Raw genomic sequence first — 25,573 nt, forward strand, 5'->3', positions numbered from 1 at the left:
TTGTCATAGGTGTCGTTGTGCACATTGATGGCCTTAACCGTTCGTGGATCCATTAGCTTGTAGTCGTTACCATGGGTGATGATTGGATCGAAAGCGGCACAGCCAGTGATGATCACTGGTGCCAGCTCAGTCTGGGGAGTTGTACTTTGACTGGCGCATCCGCTCGCGAGCAGCATCATCAGTAATATTGCTATTTTCGTTCTGCACATTCTTCGCTACCTCTGACACTTCAGCCTGTTTAGTTGCAATGGTTTGAATGGCCTGCTTTTCTGTCTCGACCTTATCGACTTTCGCCGCGGTCTCAGCCGTAGTCTTACCTTTTGAATGGCCCAGGCCGAAGGCAGTTCCGATAATACCCACCAGACCTACAAGCGCAGCGCCGATTACGGACAAATGGGAGAAAATCCAGGCGATGATAACTGTCATGGTCGTGGCCCTTCTTGTGATGTTGGCGGCGGTGGCGCGTCGGTGGCGATCTTTTTGTTTATAGAGTTCGCGCCCAGGGCGATGCCCATATAAGCAACGAACATCCATTCGGAAAGCTGGAGGTTATAGGCATACCAGGCGACAATGCCGGTAGCCACCAGGAAACCCAGCGTTGCATGAGTCTTGCTCATGGAGATTGACCCATCGCCTGAACTGCGCAGGATATCGAGAATTGACATTACGCCACCCTATTGGCAAGCCAGCCATATACAAATGTCTCGTTGGCAACCCGGCTTTCAGCCAGTTCGATGTATTTCGCACCCTGCAGGCAATTAAGCGAGCGAAGCATGATAACGAGGCTATTTGCTCCGCGGGACGAAAGGTAAGTTTTCAGCGCGGTAATGGTGCGCGGACCTACCTGTCCATCAGCAATCAGATCCGGATAAAGCTTGCCCTGGTTGTTCATCGCGTTAAGGCTGCGCTGGAGAAACTTAGCAGCAACCGATGGGCCCATATTCACACCGGTGTCGGTCAGCTCAACAGCGATCGGCATGGATACCTGCGCTACCTGGTCGAAGCGAGGGCCAGTCCAGTAGTCGGCGTCCAAGATGGCGATGGCCTGCAGCCGGGTCAGATTCTTCATATCGCCGGTGTAGCCATGTGCGCGAGCAGTTGTTTGCGTGATGCCCCAATTTGTCGGGCCACCAGCATCGTCAGGGTTATCAACGTAGCCGCCTTCCCTGCCGATAATCTCGTTGAAAATATCGTCTTTGGTCATTTGTCATTGTCCTCTACGGCCTGCTTGACCTTATCAGCCGTCTTGTCAGGCAACTGAGCGATCGCTTTATCGCGGGCCTCTGCGCGCTGGGCGAACTGCGCTTGGGCAATGCAATAGCCACTCACTACCCCGCCGAGGTGTATGCCCAGCGCTACGCAGAACAACAAAACCAGCATTCGCCAGGTGATGGTCAGTTCGCTGTTTTTGAATTCGAGGTGAATCATCGGGCGGCTCCCAGTTCAGAACGTAGGCGTGAAAGCTCTTCTGACATCGTTTTATTAACGGCGGTCAGCTCGTCAACTTTGCGGGTTAAATAGATCTGCGAACTTTGAATAATCTGCAGTTCAGCTTTCGTCGCGGCGAGGTCCTGATAATATTGCCGGATCAGTTCGTCTTTCTTTTCAATCTCGACATCACGAGCCTTGAGGTCGGCATTGCGTGCTTCCAATGCTATCTCCAGTCGGTCGATGTATTTACCCTGTTTTTCCAGAGTGTCCGACCACTGTTTATCGTTCGTGATGAGAGCCTTGCTGCTTGATAGGAATCTGCGGCCAAAAGCTGCGTAACCGCCAGCACCGAATATGATCGAAATGAATCCGCCTATCGCTGTTTCTTTGGAAAAAACTGAAGACACCAAGGCATTCCAATCCATAGCAGGCTCGTTATTTACCCGGTCACCCGGTGCATGTGTGTAGAAGCAGCCCACCAGCCACAATGGCAAGGAAAATACTGGGCGGACCGAAAATGAAAAGCTCTTTGTCAAAGGCACCCAGCAGCATGCCTTTTGCAGAGAACTATTTTTTGGATTTGATATGAAACCAGGTGAGCCATGTGCAAACTGACACCACCAGCAGCGCATCAATGGCCGCGCCGGCCAGCCTGGCAATAACACCGGCCAGGCACACCATCAGCAGAAAGAGAAATATCCTCCATTTCATGTTGGCTACTTCGCGCCGGTGATGCGGCTTACGTTTTTCAACAGGATGCTGGACGCGGTTTCGAGCAAATCATCACCGGCATCGGTATTGGCAACCACCAGCGTTTTGGTGCAAGGCACTTTGACCTTCGAATCGCTGAAGGTGCCTTCCTGGATAACGGCCTTTTTCAGCTCATAGACCGGCTTGCCGTTCGGCAACTTGTCATCGACGTGCCAGCCGTTCATATCAATCACCGTCAGGCCGCTGTCTTTTTGGTTGACCGCTTCCAGAAACTTGTTTGACTTATCCATGGCGGATACCCACAAGAAAGCGTCATATTCGCCGGTGGTGACCTTTGCCAGGGAGCGCAAACCGCCTTTAGCGTACGTTTCTGTCTTGGCATAATCCTTTTCCAGAGACTGAAGGTATTGCCAGGACGCAAACGATCCAGAGGCTGGTTCTCCTACAGCGATTTTTACGCCCTCTTTTAAATCGCCTTCATCGCTGACCTTGCCACCAGTCTTAACCGCCACAAAAACGCATTCGTCGGAAAGCTCCCCGATGATGTCCACCTTTTGCGCTTCGTTACCGTGGCGCTGGCGCCAGTATTGGAATGCATCCGCCTGGGTAAAACCGATCTGCGCGCTACCGGCGGCAACCTTATCAAGATTGTCGATCGAACCCTTGCTGGGAACGACCGTGACGTGATTACCATATTCAGCGATGGCACCAGCCAGGTTGACACCATAAACGGCGTTATAAGTCAGCCCCTGCTGTCCGGTAGTTATAACCACATCCGCAGCCGCCACGCTGGCGCTGATCGACATCGAAACCAGAATCAGGACAAAGAATTTTTTGAACATAGTGACTTTCCTTCGAGGGGTGAGCCAGCGCTCAGGAGTGACCAGCCCACAGAGTAGTCACACTGACCATCCCTATGGCTCACCTCTGAAAGGCTCTGTGGTTGAAATGCGCCGAGCGTGACGCGGTAATAAAAAGGCCGCCCGTTTAGGCAGCCTCAGTGCGGTAAAACATCGGTAGGTTTATTTAACTGGCGCTTTTTCAATCTCTTTTTGGGTCTGTAGGAAACGTTCTTCCTCCAGCTCCACCCCTATTGATTTTCGTCCTAGCGCCATAGCGGCTTTGATCGTTGTACCTGAACCCATAAAAAAGTCTGCAACCACATCGCCCGGGCGGCTGCTAGCCAGGATGATATGTCGCATCATGTCGGCCGGCTTTTCGCAGGGATGCTTGCCCGAGTACGATTGAACCGGCGGGAACGTCCAGACATCGGTATAAGGGACTTCTTTCGTTACTGCGAACGGTCGGCGCAGATTCAGGTATTGCTGGCGCAATTCGTCGTATTCCTCTACCAGTACGGCATAGTTCTCGCTCAGCACGTCATAACGTTCACGCAAAGAAGAGTGAAGCCCCGCCAGCGGGCAAGCTAAACCGGCGGCGTGCGCTTTTTTAGCGAACAGCTTTTGCAACGCTGCGTATTGCTCAGGTTTCGGTAGTTGCCACTGGCTTTCGGAAAACCAGTGAGAACACATCTGCGTGCCGGTTGCCGCGTTGATTTCTGCTGCTGAAATATTCAGGGCGGCGCGGGCATTGCGAAAGTAATCAATCAAGGGCTTAAACACCTGAGCTTTTAGCTCTTGGCATTTGTTCGCATAACCCACCTGGCCTTTCGCGTAACCCTCCGCGCCATAATGACCAGCAAATATGATCCGCTCCGTTGCCGGGAAAAAACATCGCAGATCCTCTTTGCGGCAACCTTTCCACTGCCCTGATGGTTTCGCCCATATGATGTGGTTGAACACGTCGAAGCGTTGGCGCACCAGCAATTCAGTATCTGACGCCAGGCGAGAGCCACAGAATAGATACATGCTGCCGGCCGGTTTCAGTACTCGCCAAAACTCCACCAGCATGTCGTCCAGCCAGGCCAGATAATCTTCAACGCTATCCCACTGCCGATCCCATGCGAGCGCCTTAACACGGTAGTAAGGTGGATCGCTTGCAATCAGATCGATGGAGTTATCAGGAAGCGTTTTGATGTAGCTGAGGGAATCGGCGTGAACGAGCGTAGCACTGTTTAAATTAACAGTATTTTTCATAGACCAGAAGCGTCCTTTTTGATAGGCTCACTTTGCTGTGTGCACATCAGCAGTGGGCCTTGGTTCGCTTGTGATCCCCGATACAGGCGAATGGCGGTTTTGATGTTAGCGCATCATTACCGCCGCCCATTTCACAAATTTAGATAGCTAATTCATCACGGCTTATTAGCTTAAGAGAGGAAACCTATGTATATCAAATCACCCTATCATATCCTGATGTTTCTACAACAGAATGGATATTCAGGACTTCATTATCAAATTACTACAACGGGGCTTAAAACTTTACTCACCCTTGACGGGAGAATGATTTGTTTCTACTGTCCAGGCAACCAAAGTTGGTATTTTATGCAAGGCTTACCAAAGAACATTCCACCGACAAATCGCCATCAAAAACGCGAGTCAGATAATATTTATAGTTTCATCGCTCATTCAAACATGTGTAACCCAAACTACATTGATACATTTCAATAAAAAACCCGGCTATTGGCCGAGTTTCAAATTTAAGTAAGCTACGTGACTAAGTAACCACTCTTACCACAATAATCTAATAAATGCGGACCGCACAAATATTATTTTTAACTTCATAGATGTTTTTTCTAACCACCAGCGGGTCCATTTCTAGCTGCACGTCCAGCATGGCGAGGCAACCCTCAATAAACCCTTCTGCCAATTGAAAATATATGCGTACCAGCTTTTCATCACACCTCATATAGCGCGCTAGCCGGCGTTTTGACATACCATGGATGTAATGCTTCTCGATCAGCTCATGTTCTTCCGGCCGCTTCAATTTAAGGCGTGCTACACAGGCATCAATGATCATGGCGTCGTCGTCACAACAGCTGTCCTGTATGGCCCCTTCCTTGAGCAGCCCTTTAAACCCCGCGGCAATAGGCGAGTAGTCCACTTCCAAGCGATACCGCGACCATACGCCCCACCGTTCCAGCACCAATTGAATATCACGCATCGTTTTCTCCACTTTCTTATTTTTTGCCGGTGGCAATCACGCCTATCGCCAGGGCTCTGTCCAAAACACGCAGCAGCATTGCTGGTTGGGTGTCGTGCTCTCGTTCAAACGTATGCATATCCCTATGCAACTCATCGTGGCAGCGCCTGCACAGCGGTATCACGAAGAGATCATGCGCTTTCGTTCCCATCCCACCCTGGCCGTAACCGATGATGTGATGGGGATCGTCTGCCTGATTGCCGCATCCCTCGCACGGCTGGGACTTCACCCACCGGGTGTATTGCTCATTCACCCAGCGCCGGCGCTTTGGCCGTAGCATGAAAGACTCCGGCGTTTCCGGATCTATTTTCAAGGCCAGCACCTGCTTTGCGGTTTCCTCCAGAACGCCTGTGGCCCGCCGTAACGGCTCGATATCGGACTCCCTCATAACGGATTTATGGGATTCTGGCTCAGGCCATTTCAGCACCCGGCGCGCCGGCCCCTCGGGCATTGCGAGAATGACATCATGCAGGGCCGCCCACCAGCAAAGCTCAGGCAAAGTGATTTGATGATGCTCCGGAAACAGAAACGCAATACGGGCCTTATCCAGAATCCACTCCGCCAGGTTGCGGGTGGCTATCTCCTCAAGCCGCGGGGAAGTCATCTGCCTCAAAATAGCGTCATGGTGCCAACACAATCGGACTGAGCCAGCGCTATAACGCTGAAATGTCACATTCTGCATGTGGTAATCAGCAGCTGGCCACTGGCATGTTTCTTCGCGCATAGCGAGCCATGATTCCAGCGAGTCCACGCCGCCAGCTGCGGAAATAACCCGAGGATCGGTGAAAAACTCCGCCAGCGCCGGATCATCGGCAAGTGCCTGGCTGGCATCGTCCATCCCACCAGCTGGCAGGCTTTTCATAAACTCCGGCTCATTGCTAATTAACACCCGGCCGGCAGTGAACATCGGTAACAGTTCACTACCGGGCCGGAACAATACCAGCCCCAGTTCTCGCTGCAGGCATGGGGTTAACAATGCCCTCATGCAGCCTCCTCGGCTTTGGCCCGGCACAACTCCGGCAGGTTAGCGCGCACCAGCGCTTCAGCGAATGGCGGCGGTACCGCGTTGCCGCAGCGCGCGACCTGCTTATCTTTGGCGTATTTGTTTCCCTTGTAGTCCTGATCGATGATGTACCAGGACGGGAAGCCCTGGGCGGCGTATAGCTCGTGGGGTTGCAGCATGCGCATGCCGATATCCACGATCTGATAATCAACGCCGGCGACCGTCACCAAGCCAAATCGATCATTAGACGTCACGGTATGCAGAGGATCGGTCATGGCGCAGCCGTCTTTATCTGTGCCGTAATACTTCAGCAGAAAGGCGCGAACCTCGCCTATGTGCAGTCCGCCGGCGGTGATGGTCGGCAAAGGCTCGGTGACAGGCTGGCCGTCTTTGCAGGTTCCGCGCAATTTAATCAGATGGGACGTGACCAGGGCAGAATCGGCTTTTGCTGTTACGGTTTGCACTGGTTCGCTGATGTCGCGCGGGCGGCTTTGTCCGGCCCGGCCGCCACACCCCACCAGCTGCGCGGAGACCAGTGCATGATGGTCTACCGTTGTCACTGTGTGTGCGGGTTCGTCCAGGCTGGCCCCTGGGCCGGTATAATTGCCGCCGAAGTGTTTAGCCAAGAACGCGGAAACCAGCAGATGTTCGGCTTTACTGGTCACCGTGGTGAGCGGGCCTTCCGGGCTGTAAGCCATGCGGTCCCCTCCGAAGCCTGTTTGCCCTATACGAGCGATAACCGGCGCCACTACGCAGGAGTGGTTGGTGTTGCATAGCGTATGCAGCGGCTGTTCTACCGAACGCGGTTTAGCCTGATATTTAGGCCCACCAGCGCCTGCTATTACCGGGCTGACCAGCGCATAGCCATGGGTTTTTGTTATGGTCTTCAGCGGCTCATCAATGGACTGGCCCCGGAAACAATCATAAGAACCGTCTTTGGTGGAGTGGTTGCACTTAACGATAAACGGCGTCGGGTTATCAATAACGAAGCGCTGGATGCCGCGCGCGATCCGTTTAAGCGTGTTCTCTGCCAGCGGCCGCTTGCGCTCGAATATGCTCGGGCATGGTAGGGACCAGTCTATGATTTCCGCCGCGGTGCGCCATGGTTTGAGTTTCCCGCTCTGGACCTCCAGTGATTTTGGATTGCCATGAGTCGGTACCGGCCAGGCTATAGCCGCGTCATCGCACCGCATTACCATGAAAAATCGCTCCCTGATCGTTGGAGTACCAAGATCGCTGGCGCGGAGCTCACGGAACTCAACGGTATAGCCCAGCCCGGCCACCAGCCGACGGCGGTCGTCACTGTCAGCAGCAATGCCGAGAATTTCGCAACATTCGTCCAATGCCGGATGATTGGCGGCTACGCCGGTCGTCAGCATCGCTACGAACGCCGCGAATGTTTCTCCCGCCCGAGCCGGGTCCGGGTGCTGTGTACCGTCATCAGCGGTCAGCAGCGGCCCCCAGGTTTTAAACTCTTTGACGTTTTCCAGTATCATTACCCGGGGACGTGATTTGAGCCCCCATCGCAGAGCAACCCAGGCAAGGCCCCTAATTTCTTTTTTTACGGGAGTACTACCTTTGGCCTTACTGAAATGACGGCAATCAGGAGAAAACCAAGCCAGCGCTACCGGCCTGCCGCTACAGGCCACAACCGGATCGACATCAAAAACTGATTCGCAATAATGCAGCGTGTCCGGATGGTTCGTGCTGTGCATGTCGATCGCGTTCTGGTCGTGATTAATGGCAATATCGACGCTCCGGCCGATCGCCATTTCAATACCCGTTGACGCGCCGCCGCCACCGGCAAAATTATCTACGATTATTTCCTTCATGCGGTTATTCCCATCAGTTTGGTCAGTGTGCTGGCCTGGTTGATAATGGCGGCCGTTGGTAGGCCATCTAATTTCATGCGGTTTATATGGCTGCGGATTTTGTTCTGCAGATCATCGGGTAGACTCATCGCGGCCGGCACCTGGTCGAAAATAAAAAGGACTTCCGCTGGCCAGACACGATTATCGGTTTCCGGTACCGGAATAATTTCAGGAATATTTTGTGGTCGGCTTATGCGTGCCGCCTCGCGCCGGATCTGCGCCAGGAATGCTTCTCCCTGCGCCTCCAGTTGATCACGGCTGACATAACCCATAGCCGGGCCGCGCCAAGTTTTATCGAAAACAACGATTGCTGCAGCAAAACCGGCAGTAGTCGCCAGTGGTTCACCGGGGGCAGGCCGATACCAAGATGGGAGGGCAAAGCCAACGCGACCACGAATAAATGAGACGTGATCCGCCTGCTCCGGCCACCAGATTTCGCCGGTTGCGGCTTTCACCAAAAAAACATACCGCCCGCCGCGCTTACGCATTTCAGCGGTGTGTTTCATGATGTGTCGCATGCCGGTGATGTACTTGCCCTCGTGCTTGCTGGCACGGGAATACGGCGGGTTTCCAAACGCAGCCCCATTGAGTTCCGCCAGGCGTGCCGACCAGTCCTGTTCCAGCGCATTATCCTCGGCAGTGTAATAAGCCTCGCATTTTGCGTTGCTCTCATCAGCGAACAGGTCAAGCACGAGTGGGCCGAACATGGCGTTAATACCCCAAAACAAAGCATCCGGCGTGCGCCACTGGTCACCTATTTCCTTGAGCTTATGGACGGGCGCAGACTTTATGGCGTCTAGTGCTTGGGCGTAGACGGCCCTGGTGATATTCGTCATACCACAGTTCCTTCCACCATATCGATTAGCTTTGCTTCTTGAATTCCTGAATAATCACCGCAAAACAGATTGCCGTAGGTGATGCAATGCGCCCGGCGCGCGGCCAATGCATCACGTAGTTTCTCTTGTGTATGAGGTGTTATATCAAGGACCGCTAACCATTGACGGGCAGCGCGTCGCCACATACGAGACGCTTCGAGCTGCTTGGCCAGGGCGATTTCCTTTTCCAGACGTGTTGTCATGATGCTGCCCCCAGAGTTGCGGCCACCAGCCGGTAGAAGTGGACCGCTTTGCCAGACTGTGGATCTTTGATAGCCAAGCGTTCTTTCTTGAGGCCATGAATTTCTGGTTTAACCTCGCGCAGCCGCGCGCTGATAGCCGCCTGAGTGTCGGCCACGCCGTACATCTGCAGCACCAGCAGTTCCAGATCGCGCAGGGTGCGCCATTTTGGGCCGGCAGCAGCATGCAGGACCCGGTGGAATTGTGATTCGGCTTTTTCTTTCATGCGCCCAGCGCGGATCAGGTCACGGATACCGGCGTTAATGTCGGATTGTTCGAAGATATCGACAGGAATACTCAGTTTCATGCTGCTTTACCCCCATTCAGGCGCTGGCTGCACTCTGCCCAGATTTTGTTCCAGGTGATCTTTGCGAAATCGGCACGCATGGCTTTAACGCTGGCGCCGTCGGCCTCTTTTCGGGCGGCAGTTTCTATGTCGCTTTTGGATTTATTGTCCAGGGTGAGTCTGAAATACCGCTTGTAGGCGGCTTCCCGCTCAGCGTTATCGCCTGCAGATGCTTTTTTGCCCCACTCGGCGCGCGGCGGCCGGCCGGCGGTTTCCCATTTGGTCGCCGACTGGAGATAACCGGGAAACTTGGTCGGCTGGAATAGTGTGGACGGGCGCAGATAATCCGTCATTTTCAGATCTTCACCCCACTTCTCGACGCTGTAGTCAACCACCAGCATCAAGTCGGCCATGGTGAAATCTTCCCGCAGCCGGGCGCGGATGTTGTCCAGGGATGATTTGCTGGTCTGGTACTTCGAGCCGGTTGTTCGGTTCAAGTGGGCCAGAACTTGTTTAGCATGATCGGTTATTTCGATTTCAGGGTCGGGCGCCACCGGCGGCTGACAAGGAGGTTTTATATCTGATGGATCAGGTGTTGATCTTAATGACGGATCGGGTCCAGATTCTGGACCGTCAAAACCCGGCTTTTCGCCTAAATCTGAACGTTCAGGATTTGAACCTTCAGATTTTGAACGTTCAGAATCTGAATGTTCAGAATCTGGACGGTGAGAATCAGCCGCGGCGGCAGCACTGCGTAGCTTTGCAACGTTCAACCGATAAACGTTTGTCTCGTTGCGATTGCCTTTGCGGCGGCGTTCCTGTTTGCTCAGCCAGCCGGCTTTTTCGAGTTCTCCTATGGCGGTGATAACGGTGCTTCGCCCTGCCCCAATCTGACGGGCAATAGTCTCAACACCGGGCCAGCAAATGCCCTCATCGCTGGAGAAATCCGCCAGGCGCGCCATGATCATCAGTTTGGCGCCCCGGATACCGGCATTCGCGCAGCCATCCCAGACCCAGCTGGATAACTTAACGCTCATACCAACCTCGTGAATTTATTCTTGAATTCTTTAACCGGCAGCGCGCATTCATGGGCATATCCATCTCGCATGAAGATGACGCGGTTTTTGTCGGGGTCCCATCCAACGACGTGCACCCGAATCCCATACCTATCCCTGTAAACGCGATCCACATTGACGCGATGGTCAGCCATAACACGACCTCCCCCTGCTCGTTGAATGCGCGCCAGGCGGTTTCCAGATCTACCCGTTCCGTCACCGGCTGGTAGTTGGCGGGCTGGCCCGGCTGATTTAAGATGAAGTCATACGCAAAGGGCTGACTCCGGTCGGAATTAACGAAAGGTCGGCAGCGGAATTGCCTGCCACCAGCGTTTACCGGTACACTGTTCATGCGTTGATTACTCCACAATATGTTTTCTCCGCGCCGACGCCCTGGGCTGCACACTCGGGGCGTCAACTTTTCTGACCTGGTCATTTGCGCGATCCTTTCTTGCGGCCAAACAGCGCCAGGATTGCCCTGATTTCCTCCTCGCGCGCTGCCAGATGTTTGGCATGGTGTATTTCAATATCCGCCGCTTCCCCTTCATCGATTACCCCGTCCGCCAATGCCTTTTGGATAATTAAATCGACCTGCCCACGTTCTGCGGCCGTCCTGATGCTTTTCTGGAAAAGCTCCACCTGGTCCAGCTCTTCAAATTTGGGAACGTCTACATGCATGCCGCCGCGGCGCCGGGAGAAATACTCCGCCAGGAGTGAAGTGCCGGAAATATCTTCCATGGCCTCCAATTCGTGGTGCTCGAAGAAGCGGCAACCGTTTTTCTCGTAAAAATTGTTGTTGAATTGGGTGATGGTCATGCCCAGGGCACCAGCCATAGCAGACCGACCGCCGGGGTAGGCTTTACACATTGCTTTGACGGTTTCTTTGATGTCTACCATGTTGATTTTCCTTTGGTAGTTATGCTCAGATGGTTTTGGATTTAGCATTGCCATAAATATCGGGACGAAGATCAGCCTTAGTTACTGTCCCGCCGGTGACTTCTTCTAGTTTCTGGGCTAACTCAAAACCTGCTTTTTTGTACCCCTTGAACACCAGACGCAGGTAACCAGGGGAAGTTTTTACTTGTTCGGCGAGGATCGCCCTTTCGCTTTTGGATAAAGCATCCCAAAACTCATTCATATATGTACCTCCGAGATACATTATGCACGATAAAAATGAACCTGCAAGACACTTGTACCTTTGTGGTACAAATTTTCTAATATGGACATGAAAACAATTGATGAAATTAGGCGTGAAAACGTCAGAAAACTTCGCGACAGCTCGGGGGGAAATACTTCTTTTTCCTCAATGATTGATCGTGAACCTACCCAGATAAGCCGAATTATCGGAAAAAATCCGACAAAAAAAATCGGTGATGATCTCGCTCGGCACGTGGAAGATTGTTTTAACCTTCCAACTGGTTGGCTTGATCAAGAACATCAAAATACTAATATCACAAATAAAATTGACGTTGTCGGTACTGAAGCAACCATAAGAATGGTCCCTGTAATTTCATGGGTTCAAGCAGGGGAATGGACTGAAATTGGCTATTCTGAAGGGGATGTGAGTTTGTCAGAGAGTTACCCCTGTCCCGTTCCATGCGGGCCGTTAACGTATATCCTCAGAGTAATCGGCGAGTCAATGATTACCGAGTACAACCCTGGTGATATGATTTTCGTTGACCCTGAGGTTCCCCCGACCCATGGGGATGATGTCGTAGCATTACTGCTTGAAACAGGCGAAACAACTTTCAAGCGGCTGGTCGAGGATGGCGGACAAAAATACTTGAAGGCCCTTAATCCCAACTGGCCTGAGCAATATCTTAAAATCAATGGCAACTGCTCGATAATCGGAACGGTTATTTTTTCAGGTAAACCACGAAGGCCACGATTAAAATCTTTTTAACCATACCATGCCCGCGTAAAGCGGGTATTTTTTTACTTGACAATGTACCCAACAGATACATAATGTATCCAAAGGAAACTATTTGAACGCGAAAGGTAGAAAAATTTGAGAACCCTCGCAAAGCTCGGATGGAAGTGGTGGGCAACCTTGATCGGGATACTGACCTTTGCTGTTGTCTGCAATGTGCCTTGGGAATTGATGTAGCTGACCAGATCCCATAACAGGCAAGAGCATTAACGCAGGTTGGCATGTTCGGGGGCGTTCATGATTAACCTGCAGTGCTCTTACCGTTGTGGTGATCAGGGGATTATCGGGATATCCCTCCCGGTAGCCGGTTCGACTCCGGCCGCCCACTTATCCACCGAGAGAGAACGCCCTTCGGGGCACGTTGTACCGCGGCGGATGGCCTGGATACCCGCGGAATGTATACAGGCCCGACCGGTCCCCGTTAACGGACCACCACAATCAAAGAGCGCGGGCGTGCAAAACCGTATCCGACTGGCGCAAGGCTAAACTTCCGGCCTAGATACATCAATCCCAATGATGGCGCCATAAAGTGGGAAGTTCGCTCTTTTTGATTGTGGTGAATGTGCGGGCTTGAGCCCATGGAAGCCTGCTGGCCGGGATCAGCTCCGGCCACCACAAATCGATCACTGTTGGAGGTGATGTTGTATTGCTGTGTGTTGTCCTTTGGCGGTGGTGTCAGCTCTTCAACTCAAAAGGGGTGAAGGTAATGTTCTGGCTGGCATTTCCGCCCTTTTTTCTCGCCTGCATAGGCAAGGGAATCTGCCCTGCCCTATGTATGTGGAGTATCACCGCGGCGTGTGCAGCGCCGCTATCAACGAGGGGTTAGGCCATGTCTGAACCAAATAATATCACCAATGTTCCAGACTTTTTTTCTGAATTAGACGCCGGCATCTTTGAAAACAAATTTGCTGCAGCACTGAATGACGCCGCGCTCGGGGCGCTCAATAATGGCGGCAAGGCCAAGGTAGTTCTGACGTTTGATATTGAACGCCTGAATAATTCCATCGAAGAAAAGCGGGTCCGGATCAAACACCGTCTCAGCTTTACCACCCCCACCCCGCGCGGCAAAACGTCCGAGGAAGACACCACGGAAACTCCGATGTATGTCGGCAAGCGAGGGAAGCTCACCATCCTGCAGGAAGACCAGGGACAGCTTTTCACTATCACCGGCCAGCCTGACGGCAAGCTCAATAACCAATAATTCATAAATTCATTTATCGAAGGACTCAACACATGTCGCAATCTATAGATGCAAGCGCCATCATCCAGATCCGGGATATGTCCCTGACCGGCGAACTGATAGGGGATTTGACCAAAGCAGATTGCCCGGTTGTCGCTGTACCGGATGGAGTGCAGCTTCAAAGTCTCGAATATCTCCGAAATGGCCGCTTCCGCTTTCGTGGGAAAATGGCTACCGCCAGCGTTCCTGACTTCGTGCGTTATTGCAAAGGGTATGAAGGCGCTGGCGTGCGTTGCTTCATAAATGCCGACGCTATGGCCGCTGTCACTATTTTCAATCTTGGCACCCTGACGGAACCGGGCCATGCAGATAATTCCGCGCGCCTGAAACTGGAAAAGACCGCGCCTTTTTCCTCACTACTGGAAATCGACGGCCGGAAGAAAGGCCAGAAAGAGCTGGCCGAATGGCTGGAAGACTGGAACGAATATCTACTGGCTTTCACCGCTGATGGCGAAGTGCTGGACATTAAAAAAGCGGTCGCCGGCGTGCGCCAGATTACGATCGAATCCATGATCAGCCAGGATCATGAGGAAAATGATTTTAGCGGTCACCGTTCTCTGATGCAGAGCGTTGAGGCAAAGAGCAAAGTCACCATGCCGGCGGCATTTGAATTTAAGTGCATCCCTTTCGAGGGCCTGGCCGAGCGCCGAATCCGTCTGCGCTACAGCGTCTTGACCGGCGGCGATGCGCCGGTGCTGGTCTTGCGGATTGTCCAGCTGGAAGCCGTAATGGAGCAAATCGCCAGCGAGTTCCGCGATCTGCTTGTGGCTCAGTTTGACGGCACCAGCGTCGAAACCTTTATCGGTGAATTTTCCGCTTAATGTAGTGATGCCCCATCCGGGGCATTTAATAAAAACAATCTTAATTGTTGCCTCCTGGCAAGGGCTTCGCTCATCCGAAGCCCGACCGCGTGCAGGCGGATAATGTGGAGTAATAACATGATTAATACCATTGTCATTGATACCGAGGATTTGGATCTAACACCCTCAGCGGTAATTTTGTCGATCGGCGGTTTTGCCTTTGATGTTACCGACATTCGCGATACACAATCTGCTATTTTTCAGATTGTCCAGGATCCTGAACTGGCGGAATATTCCGCCCGGGCGTTCTACGGTTTAGTTGACGTGTTTGATCAACTGATGATGTGCCGGACCGTTAGCCTGGGGACGCAGGAATGGTGGAGAAAACAAGGGGAGGATGCCCACGAGGCGTTGCTCGGCGAACGCCATAGCCTGGGCTCACAACTGCTGAACCTCAGTAGCTGGATTGCACAACACCGAGAGGCACGCATCTTTTTTCGTGGTACCGACTTTGATGGATCGATTCTTGAGCACGCTTACCGGATGTGCGGGATGGAATGCCCGTGGCGTTACAACGGTAAGCGTGACGTTCGGACTTATATCGATGCGATGACCCGCGGAATGCGGGGTTACCTGAAAGACCACCAGCCTTGTTTTTCAATGATCAAACATAACGCCCTTCATGATGCCATGAACGACGCTGAACAGATGGCTATTGCTTATCAACTCAACAGCCAGGCGGTGGCCAATGTTTAACGCAGAAATTTTGGCCCAGGTGCTGGCGATGAAGGAAAGCGGAGAACTAAATAGAATGGCTGGCAGCGGCATAGCCGGAATACTCGCACAGTTCGCCCTGACGGCGCTGACGGCTGAACGTGACGCCAAATTATATGGCGTCGGTTTTATAGTAAAGGGAGAAAGAGTTAACCCGCAAGATGTCGTCATTATCCATAACACCCCGCCCACAGTCGGCAACGTGCCTGATTATTTTCTAACTGTCATGGAGGAAGTTTTATCCATATCAGATCGCAAGCACGACGCATGGGACCGCGCTAAAGCAGCTATCGCAACCTGCCGTGCCTCCTCGCAGCTGATACCTGCAAGGATCAAGTTGCCAGCGGCATTCAACGTCAAGATGGGCGGTGATAAAGCTACCCGGGCAATGTTCCAGGGCATGAATATGATGCGTGAGGACTGCATAAAGGTTTTGCTCGCCGCCGGTATCGAGGTGGAGGAATAACGTGGAAATTGATTACGCCAACCTGAAAGCAGACTACGCCGCGGCGCTTGCCGCCGGCGATAAGCTGTATCTTGGTACAGAATGTGCCAAGCCTGGCCATGGCCGCGTGCGTTATGTCAGTGGCCGGTCATGCCGGGAATGTACGCGCGAGAAATGCGCGCGGCGCCATCTGCGCGATCGGTCGAGCAGGACAGATCACGAGGGGTTTACCCGGCCGGTTTTTGTCTTGGGAAACCCTAATCGAATCGGAAGGGGAATTTGAGATGGCAAAATTACTGAACCTGCAGGAATGGGCAAATGAGGTTTATTCAACCCCTCCCTCGCTATCAACGCTTCGTCGTTGGGTTAGAGAAGGACGGATCTATCCAGCGCCTGAATTACATGGCAAGGAATACAGAATCATTCCTGGGGCCATCTACGTGGACCCGAAGAAAAAAGCGCTGAAGCGCATTGCACCCCGCCAGAAACGGACTAGCTCAACTGGAACTTTGTTGGAGAAAATAGAGAATGGCGAAAAGGCCGGAACGTTACGACGCTAATTTGCCACGGAATTTGACCTTTCGCAAAAGAGATCACAACTACGCCTGGCGCAATCCTATTACCGGCCAGGAGTTCTCTCTTGGCCGGATTTCCCGCAGGGAGGCGGTTGCACAAGCGATAGAAGCTAACAACTATCTTGAGCAGAATTATCTGCCTTCAAGTTTGCTTGATCGCATAAAAGAAATACCTGACTTTAATTTATCACGTTGGCTTGATCGGTATTTTATTATCATGGATCGGCGTGAGTTAAAGCCAAATACCATGAAGGTGCGTAGAAATCAAATTGCCACTATAAAAGAGGAGTTTGGTTCTATGCCGCTGGATTCTATTACCACACGTCATATTGCAAATTTTCTTGAAGGGTATATTGAAAGCGGAAAGAAAAGTATGGCAGTTAGCCTTCGGAGCGTGCTTTCGGATATATTCAGGGAGGCTATCGTAGCAGGCTATCTTGAAAAAAATCCGGTTGATCCCACCAGAGCGCCGACACCGGATGTAAAGCGGGAACGACTTAGCTTAGATAATTTCCAGGCAATGCGTATTACAGCTGAACTATCGAGCCCTTGGATTAAGAATGCCATGGATCTTGCACTGTCAACGGGACAGCGCCGCGAAGATATCGCTAAGTTCAAATTCTCAGATATAAGGGAAAATCGGCTGTTCGTAGATCAAGAGAAAACTGGCGCGAAGTTGGCCATCCCCCTTGATCTAAAACTGAAAGCGGTCGGCATGGTACTTGGGGACGTCATTGATCAGTGCAGGATTAACAATCTGTCTGACTATCTCGTTTTTTCCAATGTACGCCGAGGCGGCCGTCGCCCCGGGCCACTGACAGCTGATGGTCTTACACAGGCTTTTTCAGGTGTCAGGGATGCAAGCGGGGTTCAATTCAGCGCCAACCCGCCTTCCTTTCATGAAATGAGGAGCCTGGCAGGCCGGTTATATGAAGCTGAATACGGCGAGGAATTCGCTCAAAAACTACTCGGCCACAAGAACCTGTCCATGACAAAAAAATATTTGGATGCCCGCGGTTCTGAATACGTAATGATTTAAACCGGATATTACTTTCGGGAATATTTCGGGATTTATCGGGGGATGCGGTAATTTATCTATATATATCAATGACATAAAAAAAGACCGAATACGATTCCTATATTCGGTCTAGGGAAATGGCTCTTGGGAGAGAGCCGTGCGCTAAAAGTTGGCATTAATGTAAGCTGTTTAGCCTTACACTTGATGAGTATAGAGACGCACAGGGATTTTTCCATCGCCGGCCTCGCATTACCGGCGCTATTGTTTCACCAAATGATAACTTTGTGATATCAAGCACACTTATGATTATTAACATATTAAACTATAAGCTCACTATACATATCCCTGCCCCGCAGCCGGCAAGTGGGTCCTATCCCGGCATCTCAGCCCGGTGCGTTGCACAATTGGCCGGCGCGCTCGACAAACGGCGCGATGCTCATCTTGTGCCCCGGATTAGCAGGGTCGTCCAGCAGGATGGCGTCAATGGGCGTCGCGTTGACCTGGCCGCTGGACATGGCACGGGTGGCCGGTTCATTGAGGGGATACTGCATCAGGGTGCTCATATTCAGCGCAAACAGCGAGCCGTCCGGGCGGCAGAGCAATTGCACCTCTTCTTTGGTAAAGGCCCATTGCTTGCCGAACTGAAACTTGCTGACGGTGATAATTTGCGCCGCGCTGACCGCCTGGGCGGTAAAGGCTAACAGCAATAACGCGATACTCCGGGTTTTCATGTTTTATCCTACTATTGGACCTGACGCCTGGGCGGCGCCAGGATGTGATCAGGGTTCAAGCGTGGCGAAAATACTCACCAAAATCAGTACCAGATTACCAAGAATCATCTCCGCAAGCGTCAGCAAGGTCAAGATACGAATAGCCGCGGGATGGTGGCGCGCCATGGCGGGAACCACGGCATAACGATTGGTTACCGCCAGGATCACCATCACCGCCACCACGGCTATTTTTATCAGCAGCAGCCGCTGGTACGGCGCCGACCCATCGAGCGGCCAATGGCCCAGAACCAGCGCGGTATTGACGATACCGGTGAAAATGACCAGCGCCACCGCAGCATGTCCGCTGCGCGAAAAACGAATCAGCGCGCGCAGCGCGTCCGGACGCGCCGTCTCGCGTAGCAGCGGCAGACAAAACAGCAGCGGCAGCAGCCCGCCCAGCCACCAGGCGGCGGAAAACAGATGCGCCATTTGATTGAGCCGCTGCATGACGCCGCGCAGTCCCTCGCTCATCGCCGTGTGGCCCACCAGCGCCAGGCTTGCCAGCAGGCCGGCCATGGCGGCGAGCAATGCCCGCTGCCTGATGGCGGTCATCGGCCCATGGCCCGCGGCCAACACCGCCGCCAGCGCGATAGCCATATGCCACAGCCAGACAGTGCCGAAGGCAGTGCCGAGCACCGCCGCCCAGATGGCGGGGGAAAGGGTTTGCGTCCAGCCGTCCCCCATTTGCCCGGCTTGCAACCCCAGCAGGACAACCGCCGACGCCAGGGCGACCCAGGCCAGAACGCGCAAGGGCGCGCCCAGGGATGCGCGCAGGCCGGCGCGCAGTGCGGGCGGCGCCAGGTACTCGCAAAACAGGGCGGTACCGAACGCCTGCATCACCGCCGCGATATGGAGATAGCGGCAGGCGGAATAGCACTCCGCCAGGCTTAGCATCTATTTAACGCTGAATTGATAATTGCCTTGGGTTTTATGACTGTCCACCGATACCACATGCCATTGCACTTGATACTCGCCGGCGGCCAGGGGCTTTTCAATGGGCACGATGACCTGCTTAGGGTTGGCGGGGTCGACCTTGATGGCGCCGGTGGGGATGACGGTGTTGCCGGGGCCGGTTAGCGTCAGGCCGCTGAAGCCAGGCTCGATGCCCTCGCTGAAGGTGAGCGTTAACGCCTGCGGCGCGGCGGTCATGGTGGCGTTGGCCGCCGGATATTGCGTTTTCAGGTGCGCATGCGCCTGGGCCTGTTGCGATCCCAACAAAGTCAGGGCAGTGACTAACAGCGTCAACAGGGGCGCGGTAAAAGGTTGGCTTGACATCGATGTCGTTTCCTAAGACTGAACGGGTATCCTGTCGGTTAAACCGACGCTTGGCGGTCCACCGCGGGAGCATTGCCGGTTATTCGTTTATTCTTGGGAAACAAAAAACCCGGCGCTGCTACCGGTTTGCCTGGACGCAAACTGATGATAACGGCAGCCGGGGCTGAAGTCGAGCAAACCACTGTCCGCGCGGGGATTTACATCGGCGCGGCCGTATTGTCGCCACCGTTCATTTTTTTCAAATCCTGATCGATAAAGAACAGTCCGCTGTTATTGGTATCCACCAGCGCCAGCTTGTCGAGGATGGATTTAAACAATTTTTCTTCTTCGTGCTGTTCGGAGACGTACCACTGCAGGAAGTTAAACGTCGAATAGTCCTGGGAGATCATCGCCGCATGGACCAGTTCGTTGATTTTCACCGTGATCATCTGCTCATGTTCATAGGTGCGCTTAAACAGCTCGGCCAATGAGGTAAAACCGGTTGGCGGCGCCTCGATTGCGCCCAGCACCGGCATGGTGCCGGTATCGTTGAGATAGTCGAACAGGCGGCGCATATGGTCCATCTCTTCCAGAGATTGGGTCTTGAGAAAGGCCGATGCGCCTTCGTAGCCCTTATCACTGCACCAGGCGCTCATTTGCAGATAAAGATTGGCGGAAAAAAATTCCAGATTGAGTTGCTCGTTAAGCTTTATTGCCATTTCTTGTTTTAGCATGGGCAGGCTTCCTTATGATGATTACGCCAATACGAATATAAACATTATGCCCAAATGCTAACAAAAATTACACTATAATTTAACCAATGAGTAATTTAATATTTTTTATGTATTAAATTCATAAGTTTATATATTTTTATAATGAGATTTTTTCTATAAAATCATTATTTATTAATGGTAGTGATAGGTATTCTTATTTGTATTATGAATACGCCAGGCCATTATTTCGGACAATGATAGCCATATTATTGCGTCGGCTGTTAATACAAACGATTATTATTTGTATCGCTGTCCCGCCGACCCTTGCGTTTTGCCGCGCAGTACCTTATTTTTAGCAGCATTGACCTTACAAGCGGCAGGAGGCGGTATGCAATATAATCTGGCCACACTGGGCAGCGAGGCGATGGACAAGATCAATGTCGATCTGGCCGCGTCCGGCGTGGCGTTCAAGGAGCGGTACAATATGCCGGTGGTCGCCGAGCATGTGGAACGGGAACAGCCGGAGCCTTTGCGCGCTTATTTTCGCGAACGGGTGGCCTTTTATCGCCAGGCGTCGCTGAATTTTTCCCGTTTGCCATATGAGCCACGAAAATAATTCGCCAATGGCCTATACTGGACTGGCAATGCCCCGGCACGTACCTGAACCAACGGCCGGAAGGCAAGCAGGCGCCGCGCGCCACGCCCGCGGTGCATGGCTTGCCGGCCCGCGCGGCGCTGTCCGCCGTGCGGCAAAATAGCACAAAATGACTTGATTATCAGTGCCAACAGGCAGTTAATCATTTCTACATTTCCGGTTCTTTTACAGAGAGGTAAATATGAGTAAGGGAATGGATCGTAAGAAAGACACCAAAAAGAAACCGCTGAAATCGCCGGAAGAAAAACGCGCCGACAAGCGTAACAGAAAGACCCAGCCTGATATCGTGTAAGGCTAACCCATATTAAACCCGCATCTGATGCGGGTTTTTTGTCGGCGCTATTCAGGGCATAATGGCTTTTTTATTTAGCCTTGGACAGGTAACGTCATGTCTTTTCGTGTTATCGATACCGAAACCTGCGGACTGGACGGCGGCGTCGTGGAAGTCGCCTCGGTGGACGTCGTTGACGGCCGGTTATGCAATGCCATGAGCGATCTGATCAACCCCGACCGGCCCATCGGCTACGAGGCCATGGCCATCCACCATATCACCGAAGCCATGGTCGAGGATAAGCCGCGTATCGCCAAGGTGATTGGCCGCTATCACGGCAGCCCGTATTACGTGGCGCATAACGCCGCATTCGACCGGCGCATGTTGCCGGAAATGCATGGTCAATGGATCTGCACGGTCAAGCTTGCGCGCAAGCTCTACCCTGGTTTGAAATACAGCAACCAGTACCTGCGCTATGCGCTGGGTCTCGAGGTCGCCGTGCCGGAGGGTCTCTATCCCCATCGCGCCCTGTATGATTGTTACGTCACCGCGGCCCTGCTGGTGAAAATCATCGGGGATTCCGGCTGGAGCGCCGAGCAAATGGCGGCCTTAAGCAATGAAACCACCCTGCTTACGACGTTAAAGTTCGGCAAATACCGGGGCCAGCCGATGGAACGGATCGCGCGCGAGGACCCCGGCTATTTGAAATGGATGCTCAACAACCTCAAGGACCTGTCGGCGGATATGCGTTACAGCATTAACCATTACCTGAAGCAGTCCTCAGACGCAGCGCATCAATAAATGAAATGCGCCGCCTGAGAGGCTTTCGCCGCCGTTTTATGCCGCCGGCGGCGCCTTGTCCGTCAGGGACAGGATAAAGGTATACTCCATGGCAATACCTTCGTAGCCTTTGAAACGCCCGGATTTGCCGCCGTGGCCGGAGTCCATGTCGGTACACAGCAGCAGCAGATTGTCGTTGGTCTTCACCGCCCGGAGTTTCGCCACCCATTTGGCCGGCTCCCAATACTGCACCTGGGAGTCATGTAAACCGGTGGTGACCAGCAGATGCGGGTAAGGCTGGGCGCTGACCCGATCATAGGGACTGTAGCGCTTGATATAGTCGTAGTAGTCTTTTTCCTGCGGATTGCCCCACTCGTCATATTCTCCGGTGGTCAGCGGTATGCTGTCATCAAGCATGGTGGTCACGACATCCACGAAGGGCACCTGGGCCACCACGCCTTTAAACAGATCCGGCGCCATATTGATCACCGCGCCCATCAGCAGGCCACCGGCGCTGCCGCCCATGGCAAAGGCTTGTTTTTCGTCCCCATAGCCGTTAGCCAGCAGATGCCGGCTGACGTCGATAAAGTCGTTAAAGGTGTTGAGCTTGTTGAAGAGCTTGCCGTCTTCATACCACTGCTGGCCTAATTCACCGCCGCCGCGGATATGCGCCAGGGCGAAGACGAATCCGCGGTCAAGCAGGCTCAGCCGGCTGGCGCTGAAATCGGGATCCATGCTGCTGCCGTAGGAACCATAACCGTAGACCAGCAGCGGATTTTGCCCGCGCTGGAACAGATCCTTGCGATAGACCAGCGACACCGGCACCTCGACGCCGTCGCGGGCGGGAACCCATAGCCGCTCGCTGCGGTAGTGCTCGGCGTCGAAATTTTTCACCTGCGACTGTTTCAGCAGCCGGCGCTCCCCGGTATCCATATTCAGCTCAAACAGCGTGGTCGGCGTGGTCATGGAGGAATAACCATAGCGCAGCCACGCGCTGTGCGGATCGGGATTGTAGGCCAGCCAGGTAACATAGGTGGGGTCGTCAAAGGCGATGCCCTTCTCCTCCCCGGTCTGCCAATGCATCTGCCGCAGGCTGGTCAGGCCCTGGTGACGTTCCTCCACCACCAGCCAATCGCTGAATAAGGTAAAGTTTTCCAATACCACATCGTCCCTGGCCGGGATCACCGTTTGCCACAATTTCTCATCGCCCGTTTCGCAGCGGTAGAGGGCGAAATTCTTGCCTTCGCGGTTGGAGCGGACGTAAAAATGGCCCTGGAAGTGATCCAGCGAATACTCATGGTCATGGCGGCGGGTCAGGAATACCTGCGGGCTGGCCTGGGGATCGTCGGCGTCCAGCAGCAGGATCTCGCCCGACGTGGTGCTGCCCAGCGCAATAATGATATAACGTTCCGACGTGGTTTTATGCACGCTGACATAAAATGTGTCGTCTTTTTCCTCATACACCAGCTCATCCTGGGCTGGCGAGGTGCCGACCCGGTGACGGTAGACCTGGTAGGGCAGCAGCGTTTTTTTATGCTTGCGCACGTAGTAGAGGATTTGTGAATCGCTGGTCCATTCAAAACCCGACGAGGCATCCTCGAGCACTTCCGGATACCACGAATCGCGGGCCAGGTTCTTGAAACGAATGCCGTACAGGCGCCGTGACAGAAAATCCTCCGCCGCCGCCATGATGGCGTTATCCGGACTGATCTCAAGCGACCCCATGGTATAGAACTCGCTTTGCGCCGCGCGCTTGTTGCCGTCAAGCAGGATCTCCCATTCGGCCGTTTCGGGCAGATCGGCGCGCTGGCGGGTATAGATGGCGTACTCATTGCCTTGCTCATAGCGGCTCTGGTAACGATAACCGCGCCGGACGTAGGGTACCGAGCGATCCTGCGGCGGTATGCGCTCCACCATTTCGGTAAATAAGCGGTGGCGCAACTCCTCATGGCCCTCCATCATGGCTTGGCCATAGGTATTCTCTTGGGCCAGGTAGTCCAGCACGGCCGGGTCTTCACGTTTGTCGTCGCGCAGCCAGTAATAATCATCGACGCGTGTCTCACCATGCACGGTCAGGTTATGCGGTCTTTTTTCAGCTATTGGGGGAAATCTCATACGCACCCTTCCTTATTTCTCATAAGAAACAGAGTGGCACGAATATGCCGGGTTGCCAAGCGCGGCCGATTTTATCGCCTGCGCCGGCAACGGGGGGTCAGCGTGGCGGGACGGCGGTTATCTGGGCTTTAAGCTGTTGTTCGAGGCCGGTTTTTACGTCATCAGGAATTTTCAGCGCCAGCGCCAGCGCATCCATATAGCTTCTTTCCATAAAATGATCGACGTCGACCACCGCGCAGCTGAGGTAATAGATCTCCAGGGCCTCGTCCTCGCCGTGAATATCCTGCGCCAGGCGCGCCGGGTCCAGCGGCTGGGCGATGGCGTCCTGGACCAGATGCTCCACATCCTCGCCCAGTCCCAACTGCTGCAGGTTGTCCCGAATGGCCCGTTGCTCATGGTCGTCGATGTGGCCGTCGGCCTTGGCGGCAAAGACCAGGGCCGTCACCAGCCGCTGCGTGCGACGGTCGATGGGAGTAGGAGGCTGGGTAAACTGCGCATCGTGCTGATGGGTTTCGCGCACGCGTTTTTTATATTGGTCCCAAAGCACCGCGCCTATCGCGGCGCCGCCGCCGATAAACAGGGCGTTCTTGCCCACCGCGCCCATCATCTTGCGTGACGATTTATTGGCCACCAGCAGGCCGGCCAGCCCGCCAAGCGCGCCGGGCGCCAGCAGGCCCGCCAGGTTGCCGCCCTGATCCCCCGGCCCGCTCTTTTGCTGGACCAGGGTCTGGATTTTCTGCAGCCACTGATTCATTGCCGTTCCCCTTTAGGTGGTGTATGCCGGACGGTGCCCGGCGCCACATGTCCTAACCTAGCGGATTTTGTGTCAAGTTGTTAAAAGGGTTTGCAAAGATAGCGTGGCCGCCGATGTCCGGACGCGCATTTCACGCCGCGCGTCCGGCAGGGAGTGTTATTGCTGGAGGGAATAACTTATTTCGCCTTTTTCACAATCAAGGTTCACAGCATAGGCGCGATCGGCGGTTTGCCCGCGAATTTTCAGCGGCGCCTGCCAGTTGTCGCCGTTGCCGGTGATATCCTCGGGGTTGACCTGGGCGACAATGGTATCGCCGCCCAGGGCCTTTTTATCGTCGTCGGTGTGGGGAAAGCGATTCTGGGTGTAGTCCTGTTTAATCAGCTCCGCCACCTGGGGGGCGTTGAGATCGGGACAGGCCGCAACCTTATACGTCTTCCCGGGCTGGCTTTTTTTGGCCGGTTCCTTCGCCGCCGGCGTTTTATTATCGGCGGTGGCCGGCGCGGCTTCCGCCTTGGCCTTCTCCGCCGGGGCCTTTTTAGCCGGCGCCGGTTTATCGGCGGCCGGGGGCTCCTCTGCCTGTTTTTTAACCGGGGCGGCGGCCGGCGGCGTTGCCGGGGCCGGCGCGGCGTCATTAGCCGGCGGTGTCTGTGCCGGAGCGGCGTTATTCGCCGGCGCCGGGGCGGCGGTGCCCGGTTGCGTATTCTGCGTTTGTCCGGCGGGCTGCTGAGTGGTGGACGCGCCTTCCGTGGACGTTTGCGAGGCGGCGGCCTGCCCAGCCGCCTGCGGTGTTTGATCTTCCGCGGCCGCGAGTGACGGCAGCAACATGCCGATGACGATGACGCCTAACAGGCCGATTCCCGTTTTATGCATAAAACCTCCACTTGTTCTGATTATCCGTTCTCAAGGTA

General features: G+C 53.8%; 34 protein-coding genes. 9 read left to right on the forward strand and 25 right to left on the reverse strand.

Features of this window, described 5'->3' with window-relative positions:
- Positions 1 to 126: 126 nt before the first annotated feature.
- The 18 genes from ACL2XG_RS05400 to ACL2XG_RS05485 all read right to left on the reverse strand — a co-directional run bounded on the left by ACL2XG_RS05400 (position 127) and on the right by ACL2XG_RS05485 (position 11,709).
- A complete protein-coding gene (locus ACL2XG_RS05400) occupies positions 127 to 426 on the reverse strand; it encodes a hypothetical protein (protein ID WP_413722680.1) in 300 nt (99 codons plus the stop codon).
- Entirely contained in the window at positions 423 to 665 is a 243-nt protein-coding gene (locus ACL2XG_RS05405) for a hypothetical protein (RefSeq protein WP_413722679.1), read from the reverse strand. Before ACL2XG_RS05405 ends, ACL2XG_RS05400 begins: the two co-directional genes overlap by 4 nt.
- Positions 665 to 1,204 (reverse strand): glycoside hydrolase family 108 protein, encoded by a 540-nt coding sequence (locus tag ACL2XG_RS05410; protein WP_413722678.1) that lies wholly within the window; start codon positions 1,202 to 1,204, stop codon positions 665 to 667. Before ACL2XG_RS05410 ends, ACL2XG_RS05405 begins: the two co-directional genes overlap by 1 nt.
- Positions 1,201 to 1,428 carry a hypothetical protein gene (locus ACL2XG_RS05415; RefSeq protein ID WP_413722677.1) on the reverse strand — a complete coding sequence of 76 codons (228 nt, stop codon included), beginning with the start codon at positions 1,426 to 1,428 and terminating at the stop codon, positions 1,201 to 1,203. The genes ACL2XG_RS05410 and ACL2XG_RS05415 overlap by 4 nt, the downstream gene beginning before the upstream one ends.
- Positions 1,425 to 1,856 (reverse strand): hypothetical protein, encoded by a 432-nt coding sequence (locus ACL2XG_RS05420; RefSeq protein WP_413722676.1) that lies wholly within the window; start codon positions 1,854 to 1,856, stop codon positions 1,425 to 1,427. Before ACL2XG_RS05420 ends, ACL2XG_RS05415 begins: the two co-directional genes overlap by 4 nt.
- Positions 1,857 to 1,998: 142 nt before the next feature.
- The gene (locus ACL2XG_RS05425; protein WP_413722675.1) at positions 1,999 to 2,142 is read right to left on the reverse strand and encodes a hypothetical protein; all 144 of its coding nucleotides are present in this window, start codon (positions 2,140 to 2,142) and stop codon (positions 1,999 to 2,001) included.
- A gap of 5 nt (positions 2,143 to 2,147) precedes the next feature.
- Positions 2,148 to 2,984: a TAXI family TRAP transporter solute-binding subunit gene (locus ACL2XG_RS05430; RefSeq protein WP_413722674.1), complete on the reverse strand. Its 837-nt coding sequence runs from the start codon at positions 2,982 to 2,984 to the stop codon at positions 2,148 to 2,150.
- A 180-nt stretch (positions 2,985 to 3,164) separates the two neighbouring features.
- Positions 3,165 to 4,238 (reverse strand): DNA-methyltransferase, encoded by a 1,074-nt coding sequence (locus ACL2XG_RS05435; RefSeq protein ID WP_413722673.1) that lies wholly within the window; start codon positions 4,236 to 4,238, stop codon positions 3,165 to 3,167.
- Between the two features lie 544 nt (positions 4,239 to 4,782).
- The gene (locus ACL2XG_RS05440; RefSeq protein WP_413722672.1) at positions 4,783 to 5,202 is read right to left on the reverse strand and encodes an antiterminator Q family protein; all 420 of its coding nucleotides are present in this window, start codon (positions 5,200 to 5,202) and stop codon (positions 4,783 to 4,785) included.
- 16 nt (positions 5,203 to 5,218) lie between these two features.
- Positions 5,219 to 6,226 (reverse strand): DUF968 domain-containing protein, encoded by a 1,008-nt coding sequence (locus ACL2XG_RS05445; RefSeq protein WP_413722671.1) that lies wholly within the window; start codon positions 6,224 to 6,226, stop codon positions 5,219 to 5,221.
- A complete protein-coding gene (locus ACL2XG_RS05450; RefSeq protein ID WP_413722670.1) occupies positions 6,223 to 8,076 on the reverse strand; it encodes a DNA cytosine methyltransferase in 1,854 nt (617 codons plus the stop codon). Before ACL2XG_RS05450 ends, ACL2XG_RS05445 begins: the two co-directional genes overlap by 4 nt.
- Entirely contained in the window at positions 8,073 to 8,951 is an 879-nt protein-coding gene (locus ACL2XG_RS05455) for a phage N-6-adenine-methyltransferase (RefSeq protein ID WP_413722669.1), read from the reverse strand. Before ACL2XG_RS05455 ends, ACL2XG_RS05450 begins: the two co-directional genes overlap by 4 nt.
- Positions 8,948 to 9,193, reverse strand: coding sequence for a PerC family transcriptional regulator (locus ACL2XG_RS05460; RefSeq protein WP_413722668.1), 246 nt, complete (start codon positions 9,191 to 9,193; stop codon positions 8,948 to 8,950). The genes ACL2XG_RS05455 and ACL2XG_RS05460 overlap by 4 nt, the downstream gene beginning before the upstream one ends.
- The gene (locus ACL2XG_RS05465; protein WP_413722667.1) at positions 9,190 to 9,537 is read right to left on the reverse strand and encodes a hypothetical protein; all 348 of its coding nucleotides are present in this window, start codon (positions 9,535 to 9,537) and stop codon (positions 9,190 to 9,192) included. Before ACL2XG_RS05465 ends, ACL2XG_RS05460 begins: the two co-directional genes overlap by 4 nt.
- On the reverse strand, positions 9,534 to 10,553 hold the full coding sequence (locus tag ACL2XG_RS05470) for a conserved phage C-terminal domain-containing protein (protein ID WP_413722666.1): 1,020 nt from the start codon (positions 10,551 to 10,553) through the stop codon (positions 9,534 to 9,536). Before ACL2XG_RS05470 ends, ACL2XG_RS05465 begins: the two co-directional genes overlap by 4 nt.
- The gene (locus tag ACL2XG_RS05475) at positions 10,550 to 10,726 is read right to left on the reverse strand and encodes a DUF4222 domain-containing protein (RefSeq protein ID WP_413722665.1); all 177 of its coding nucleotides are present in this window, start codon (positions 10,724 to 10,726) and stop codon (positions 10,550 to 10,552) included. Before ACL2XG_RS05475 ends, ACL2XG_RS05470 begins: the two co-directional genes overlap by 4 nt.
- A gap of 277 nt (positions 10,727 to 11,003) precedes the next feature.
- A complete protein-coding gene (locus tag ACL2XG_RS05480; RefSeq protein WP_413722664.1) occupies positions 11,004 to 11,468 on the reverse strand; it encodes a YmfL family putative regulatory protein in 465 nt (154 codons plus the stop codon).
- A 25-nt stretch (positions 11,469 to 11,493) separates the two neighbouring features.
- A complete protein-coding gene (locus tag ACL2XG_RS05485) occupies positions 11,494 to 11,709 on the reverse strand; it encodes a transcriptional regulator (RefSeq protein ID WP_413722663.1) in 216 nt (71 codons plus the stop codon).
- An 87-nt stretch (positions 11,710 to 11,796) separates the two neighbouring features.
- Here ACL2XG_RS05485 and ACL2XG_RS05490 point away from each other — a divergent pair, with 87 nt between their 5' ends.
- The 7 genes from ACL2XG_RS05490 (at position 11,797) to ACL2XG_RS05520 (ending at position 17,374) form a co-directional block, all read left to right on the forward strand.
- Positions 11,797 to 12,474, forward strand: a complete 678-nt coding sequence (locus ACL2XG_RS05490) for a LexA family protein (protein WP_413722662.1) — start codon at positions 11,797 to 11,799, stop codon at positions 12,472 to 12,474.
- 856 nt (positions 12,475 to 13,330) lie between these two features.
- A complete protein-coding gene (locus tag ACL2XG_RS05495; RefSeq protein ID WP_413722661.1) occupies positions 13,331 to 13,702 on the forward strand; it encodes a hypothetical protein in 372 nt (123 codons plus the stop codon).
- Positions 13,703 to 13,734: 32 nt separating this feature from the next.
- Positions 13,735 to 14,562 (forward strand): YfdQ family protein, encoded by an 828-nt coding sequence (locus ACL2XG_RS05500; RefSeq protein WP_413722660.1) that lies wholly within the window; start codon positions 13,735 to 13,737, stop codon positions 14,560 to 14,562.
- 117 nt (positions 14,563 to 14,679) lie between these two features.
- The gene (locus ACL2XG_RS05505; protein ID WP_413722659.1) at positions 14,680 to 15,297 is read left to right on the forward strand and encodes a 3'-5' exonuclease; all 618 of its coding nucleotides are present in this window, start codon (positions 14,680 to 14,682) and stop codon (positions 15,295 to 15,297) included.
- Positions 15,290 to 15,781 carry a hypothetical protein gene (locus ACL2XG_RS05510; RefSeq protein WP_413722658.1) on the forward strand — a complete coding sequence of 164 codons (492 nt, stop codon included), beginning with the start codon at positions 15,290 to 15,292 and terminating at the stop codon, positions 15,779 to 15,781. The genes ACL2XG_RS05505 and ACL2XG_RS05510 overlap by 8 nt, the downstream gene beginning before the upstream one ends.
- Before the next feature lie 263 nt (positions 15,782 to 16,044).
- Positions 16,045 to 16,320 carry an excisionase gene (locus ACL2XG_RS05515; protein WP_413722657.1) on the forward strand — a complete coding sequence of 92 codons (276 nt, stop codon included), beginning with the start codon at positions 16,045 to 16,047 and terminating at the stop codon, positions 16,318 to 16,320.
- Entirely contained in the window at positions 16,289 to 17,374 is a 1,086-nt protein-coding gene (locus ACL2XG_RS05520) for a tyrosine-type recombinase/integrase (RefSeq protein WP_413722656.1), read from the forward strand. The genes ACL2XG_RS05515 and ACL2XG_RS05520 overlap by 32 nt, the downstream gene beginning before the upstream one ends.
- A 362-nt stretch (positions 17,375 to 17,736) precedes the next feature.
- Here ACL2XG_RS05520 and ACL2XG_RS05525 read toward each other — a convergent pair whose 3' ends face one another.
- From ACL2XG_RS05525 to ftnA, 4 genes are all read right to left on the reverse strand, one after another.
- Positions 17,737 to 18,084, reverse strand: coding sequence for a YebY family protein (locus tag ACL2XG_RS05525; protein WP_413722655.1), 348 nt, complete (start codon positions 18,082 to 18,084; stop codon positions 17,737 to 17,739).
- Between the two features lie 48 nt (positions 18,085 to 18,132).
- A complete protein-coding gene (gene copD / locus ACL2XG_RS05530; RefSeq protein WP_413722654.1) occupies positions 18,133 to 19,017 on the reverse strand; it encodes a copper homeostasis membrane protein CopD in 885 nt (294 codons plus the stop codon).
- Complete coding sequence (gene yobA / locus ACL2XG_RS05535) at positions 19,018 to 19,398, reverse strand: CopC domain-containing protein YobA (protein ID WP_413722653.1); 381 nt, start codon at positions 19,396 to 19,398, stop codon at positions 19,018 to 19,020.
- Between the two features lie 197 nt (positions 19,399 to 19,595).
- On the reverse strand, positions 19,596 to 20,111 hold the full coding sequence (gene ftnA, locus ACL2XG_RS05540) for a non-heme ferritin (protein WP_410015328.1): 516 nt from the start codon (positions 20,109 to 20,111) through the stop codon (positions 19,596 to 19,598).
- Between the two features lie 367 nt (positions 20,112 to 20,478).
- Here ftnA and ACL2XG_RS05545 point away from each other — a divergent pair, with 367 nt between their 5' ends.
- Both ACL2XG_RS05545 and exoX read left to right on the forward strand, forming a co-directional pair.
- Complete coding sequence (locus tag ACL2XG_RS05545; RefSeq protein WP_410015329.1) at positions 20,479 to 20,706, forward strand: DNA polymerase III subunit theta; 228 nt, start codon at positions 20,479 to 20,481, stop codon at positions 20,704 to 20,706.
- A gap of 427 nt (positions 20,707 to 21,133) precedes the next feature.
- Positions 21,134 to 21,817, forward strand: coding sequence for an exodeoxyribonuclease X (exoX, locus tag ACL2XG_RS05550; RefSeq protein ID WP_413722652.1), 684 nt, complete (start codon positions 21,134 to 21,136; stop codon positions 21,815 to 21,817).
- A 36-nt stretch (positions 21,818 to 21,853) separates the two neighbouring features.
- Here exoX and ACL2XG_RS05555 read toward each other — a convergent pair whose 3' ends face one another.
- From ACL2XG_RS05555 to ACL2XG_RS05565, 3 genes are all read right to left on the reverse strand, one after another.
- Positions 21,854 to 23,911 (reverse strand): S9 family peptidase, encoded by a 2,058-nt coding sequence (locus ACL2XG_RS05555; RefSeq protein WP_413722651.1) that lies wholly within the window; start codon positions 23,909 to 23,911, stop codon positions 21,854 to 21,856.
- A 97-nt stretch (positions 23,912 to 24,008) separates the two neighbouring features.
- On the reverse strand, positions 24,009 to 24,665 hold the full coding sequence (locus ACL2XG_RS05560; RefSeq protein ID WP_413722650.1) for a tellurite resistance TerB family protein: 657 nt from the start codon (positions 24,663 to 24,665) through the stop codon (positions 24,009 to 24,011).
- A 156-nt stretch (positions 24,666 to 24,821) separates the two neighbouring features.
- Positions 24,822 to 25,535 carry a YebF family protein gene (locus ACL2XG_RS05565; RefSeq protein WP_413722649.1) on the reverse strand — a complete coding sequence of 238 codons (714 nt, stop codon included), beginning with the start codon at positions 25,533 to 25,535 and terminating at the stop codon, positions 24,822 to 24,824.
- Between the last annotated feature and the right edge of the window lie 38 nt (positions 25,536 to 25,573).

It is taken from the genome of Sodalis sp. RH24, assembly GCF_047324145.1.
Classification (GTDB): domain Bacteria; phylum Pseudomonadota; class Gammaproteobacteria; order Enterobacterales; family Enterobacteriaceae; genus Acerihabitans.

Excerpts from the sequence above, each read along its gene's own strand:
- ACL2XG_RS05400 (WP_413722680.1), bottom strand. The coding sequence starts at position 426 with ATGACAGTTATCATCGCCTGGATTTTCTCCCATTTGTCCGTAATCGGC.
- ACL2XG_RS05405 (WP_413722679.1), bottom strand. The coding sequence starts at position 665 with ATGTCAATTCTCGATATCCTGCGCAGTTCAGGCGATGGGTCAATCTCC.
- ACL2XG_RS05410 (WP_413722678.1), bottom strand. The coding sequence starts at position 1,204 with ATGACCAAAGACGATATTTTCAACGAGATTATCGGCAGGGAAGGCGGC.
- ACL2XG_RS05415 (WP_413722677.1), bottom strand. The coding sequence starts at position 1,428 with ATGATTCACCTCGAATTCAAAAACAGCGAACTGACCATCACCTGGCGA.
- ACL2XG_RS05420 (WP_413722676.1), bottom strand. The coding sequence starts at position 1,856 with ATGGATTGGAATGCCTTGGTGTCTTCAGTTTTTTCCAAAGAAACAGCG.
- ACL2XG_RS05425 (WP_413722675.1), bottom strand. The coding sequence starts at position 2,142 with ATGAAATGGAGGATATTTCTCTTTCTGCTGATGGTGTGCCTGGCCGGT.
- ACL2XG_RS05430 (WP_413722674.1), bottom strand. The coding sequence starts at position 2,984 with ATGTTCAAAAAATTCTTTGTCCTGATTCTGGTTTCGATGTCGATCAGC.
- ACL2XG_RS05435 (WP_413722673.1), bottom strand. The coding sequence starts at position 4,238 with ATGAAAAATACTGTTAATTTAAACAGTGCTACGCTCGTTCACGCCGAT.
- ACL2XG_RS05440 (WP_413722672.1), bottom strand. The coding sequence starts at position 5,202 with ATGCGTGATATTCAATTGGTGCTGGAACGGTGGGGCGTATGGTCGCGG.
- ACL2XG_RS05445 (WP_413722671.1), bottom strand. The coding sequence starts at position 6,226 with ATGAGGGCATTGTTAACCCCATGCCTGCAGCGAGAACTGGGGCTGGTA.
- ACL2XG_RS05450 (WP_413722670.1), bottom strand. The coding sequence starts at position 8,076 with ATGAAGGAAATAATCGTAGATAATTTTGCCGGTGGCGGCGGCGCGTCA.
- ACL2XG_RS05455 (WP_413722669.1), bottom strand. The coding sequence starts at position 8,951 with ATGACGAATATCACCAGGGCCGTCTACGCCCAAGCACTAGACGCCATA.
- ACL2XG_RS05460 (WP_413722668.1), bottom strand. The coding sequence starts at position 9,193 with ATGACAACACGTCTGGAAAAGGAAATCGCCCTGGCCAAGCAGCTCGAA.
- ACL2XG_RS05465 (WP_413722667.1), bottom strand. The coding sequence starts at position 9,537 with ATGAAACTGAGTATTCCTGTCGATATCTTCGAACAATCCGACATTAAC.
- ACL2XG_RS05470 (WP_413722666.1), bottom strand. The coding sequence starts at position 10,553 with ATGAGCGTTAAGTTATCCAGCTGGGTCTGGGATGGCTGCGCGAATGCC.
- ACL2XG_RS05475 (WP_413722665.1), bottom strand. The coding sequence starts at position 10,726 with ATGGCTGACCATCGCGTCAATGTGGATCGCGTTTACAGGGATAGGTAT.
- ACL2XG_RS05480 (WP_413722664.1), bottom strand. The coding sequence starts at position 11,468 with ATGGTAGACATCAAAGAAACCGTCAAAGCAATGTGTAAAGCCTACCCC.
- ACL2XG_RS05485 (WP_413722663.1), bottom strand. The coding sequence starts at position 11,709 with ATGAATGAGTTTTGGGATGCTTTATCCAAAAGCGAAAGGGCGATCCTC.
- ACL2XG_RS05490 (WP_413722662.1), top strand. The coding sequence starts at position 11,797 with ATGAAAACAATTGATGAAATTAGGCGTGAAAACGTCAGAAAACTTCGC.
- ACL2XG_RS05495 (WP_413722661.1), top strand. The coding sequence starts at position 13,331 with ATGTCTGAACCAAATAATATCACCAATGTTCCAGACTTTTTTTCTGAA.
- ACL2XG_RS05500 (WP_413722660.1), top strand. The coding sequence starts at position 13,735 with ATGTCGCAATCTATAGATGCAAGCGCCATCATCCAGATCCGGGATATG.
- ACL2XG_RS05505 (WP_413722659.1), top strand. The coding sequence starts at position 14,680 with ATGATTAATACCATTGTCATTGATACCGAGGATTTGGATCTAACACCC.
- ACL2XG_RS05510 (WP_413722658.1), top strand. The coding sequence starts at position 15,290 with ATGTTTAACGCAGAAATTTTGGCCCAGGTGCTGGCGATGAAGGAAAGC.
- ACL2XG_RS05515 (WP_413722657.1), top strand. The coding sequence starts at position 16,045 with ATGGCAAAATTACTGAACCTGCAGGAATGGGCAAATGAGGTTTATTCA.
- ACL2XG_RS05520 (WP_413722656.1), top strand. The coding sequence starts at position 16,289 with ATGGCGAAAAGGCCGGAACGTTACGACGCTAATTTGCCACGGAATTTG.
- ACL2XG_RS05525 (WP_413722655.1), bottom strand. The coding sequence starts at position 18,084 with ATGAAAACCCGGAGTATCGCGTTATTGCTGTTAGCCTTTACCGCCCAG.
- copD (WP_413722654.1), bottom strand. The coding sequence starts at position 19,017 with ATGCTAAGCCTGGCGGAGTGCTATTCCGCCTGCCGCTATCTCCATATC.
- yobA (WP_413722653.1), bottom strand. The coding sequence starts at position 19,398 with ATGTCAAGCCAACCTTTTACCGCGCCCCTGTTGACGCTGTTAGTCACT.
- ftnA (WP_410015328.1), bottom strand. The coding sequence starts at position 20,111 with ATGCTAAAACAAGAAATGGCAATAAAGCTTAACGAGCAACTCAATCTG.
- ACL2XG_RS05545 (WP_410015329.1), top strand. The coding sequence starts at position 20,479 with ATGCAATATAATCTGGCCACACTGGGCAGCGAGGCGATGGACAAGATC.
- exoX (WP_413722652.1), top strand. The coding sequence starts at position 21,134 with ATGTCTTTTCGTGTTATCGATACCGAAACCTGCGGACTGGACGGCGGC.
- ACL2XG_RS05555 (WP_413722651.1), bottom strand. The coding sequence starts at position 23,911 with ATGAGATTTCCCCCAATAGCTGAAAAAAGACCGCATAACCTGACCGTG.
- ACL2XG_RS05560 (WP_413722650.1), bottom strand. The coding sequence starts at position 24,665 with ATGAATCAGTGGCTGCAGAAAATCCAGACCCTGGTCCAGCAAAAGAGC.
- ACL2XG_RS05565 (WP_413722649.1), bottom strand. The coding sequence starts at position 25,535 with ATGCATAAAACGGGAATCGGCCTGTTAGGCGTCATCGTCATCGGCATG.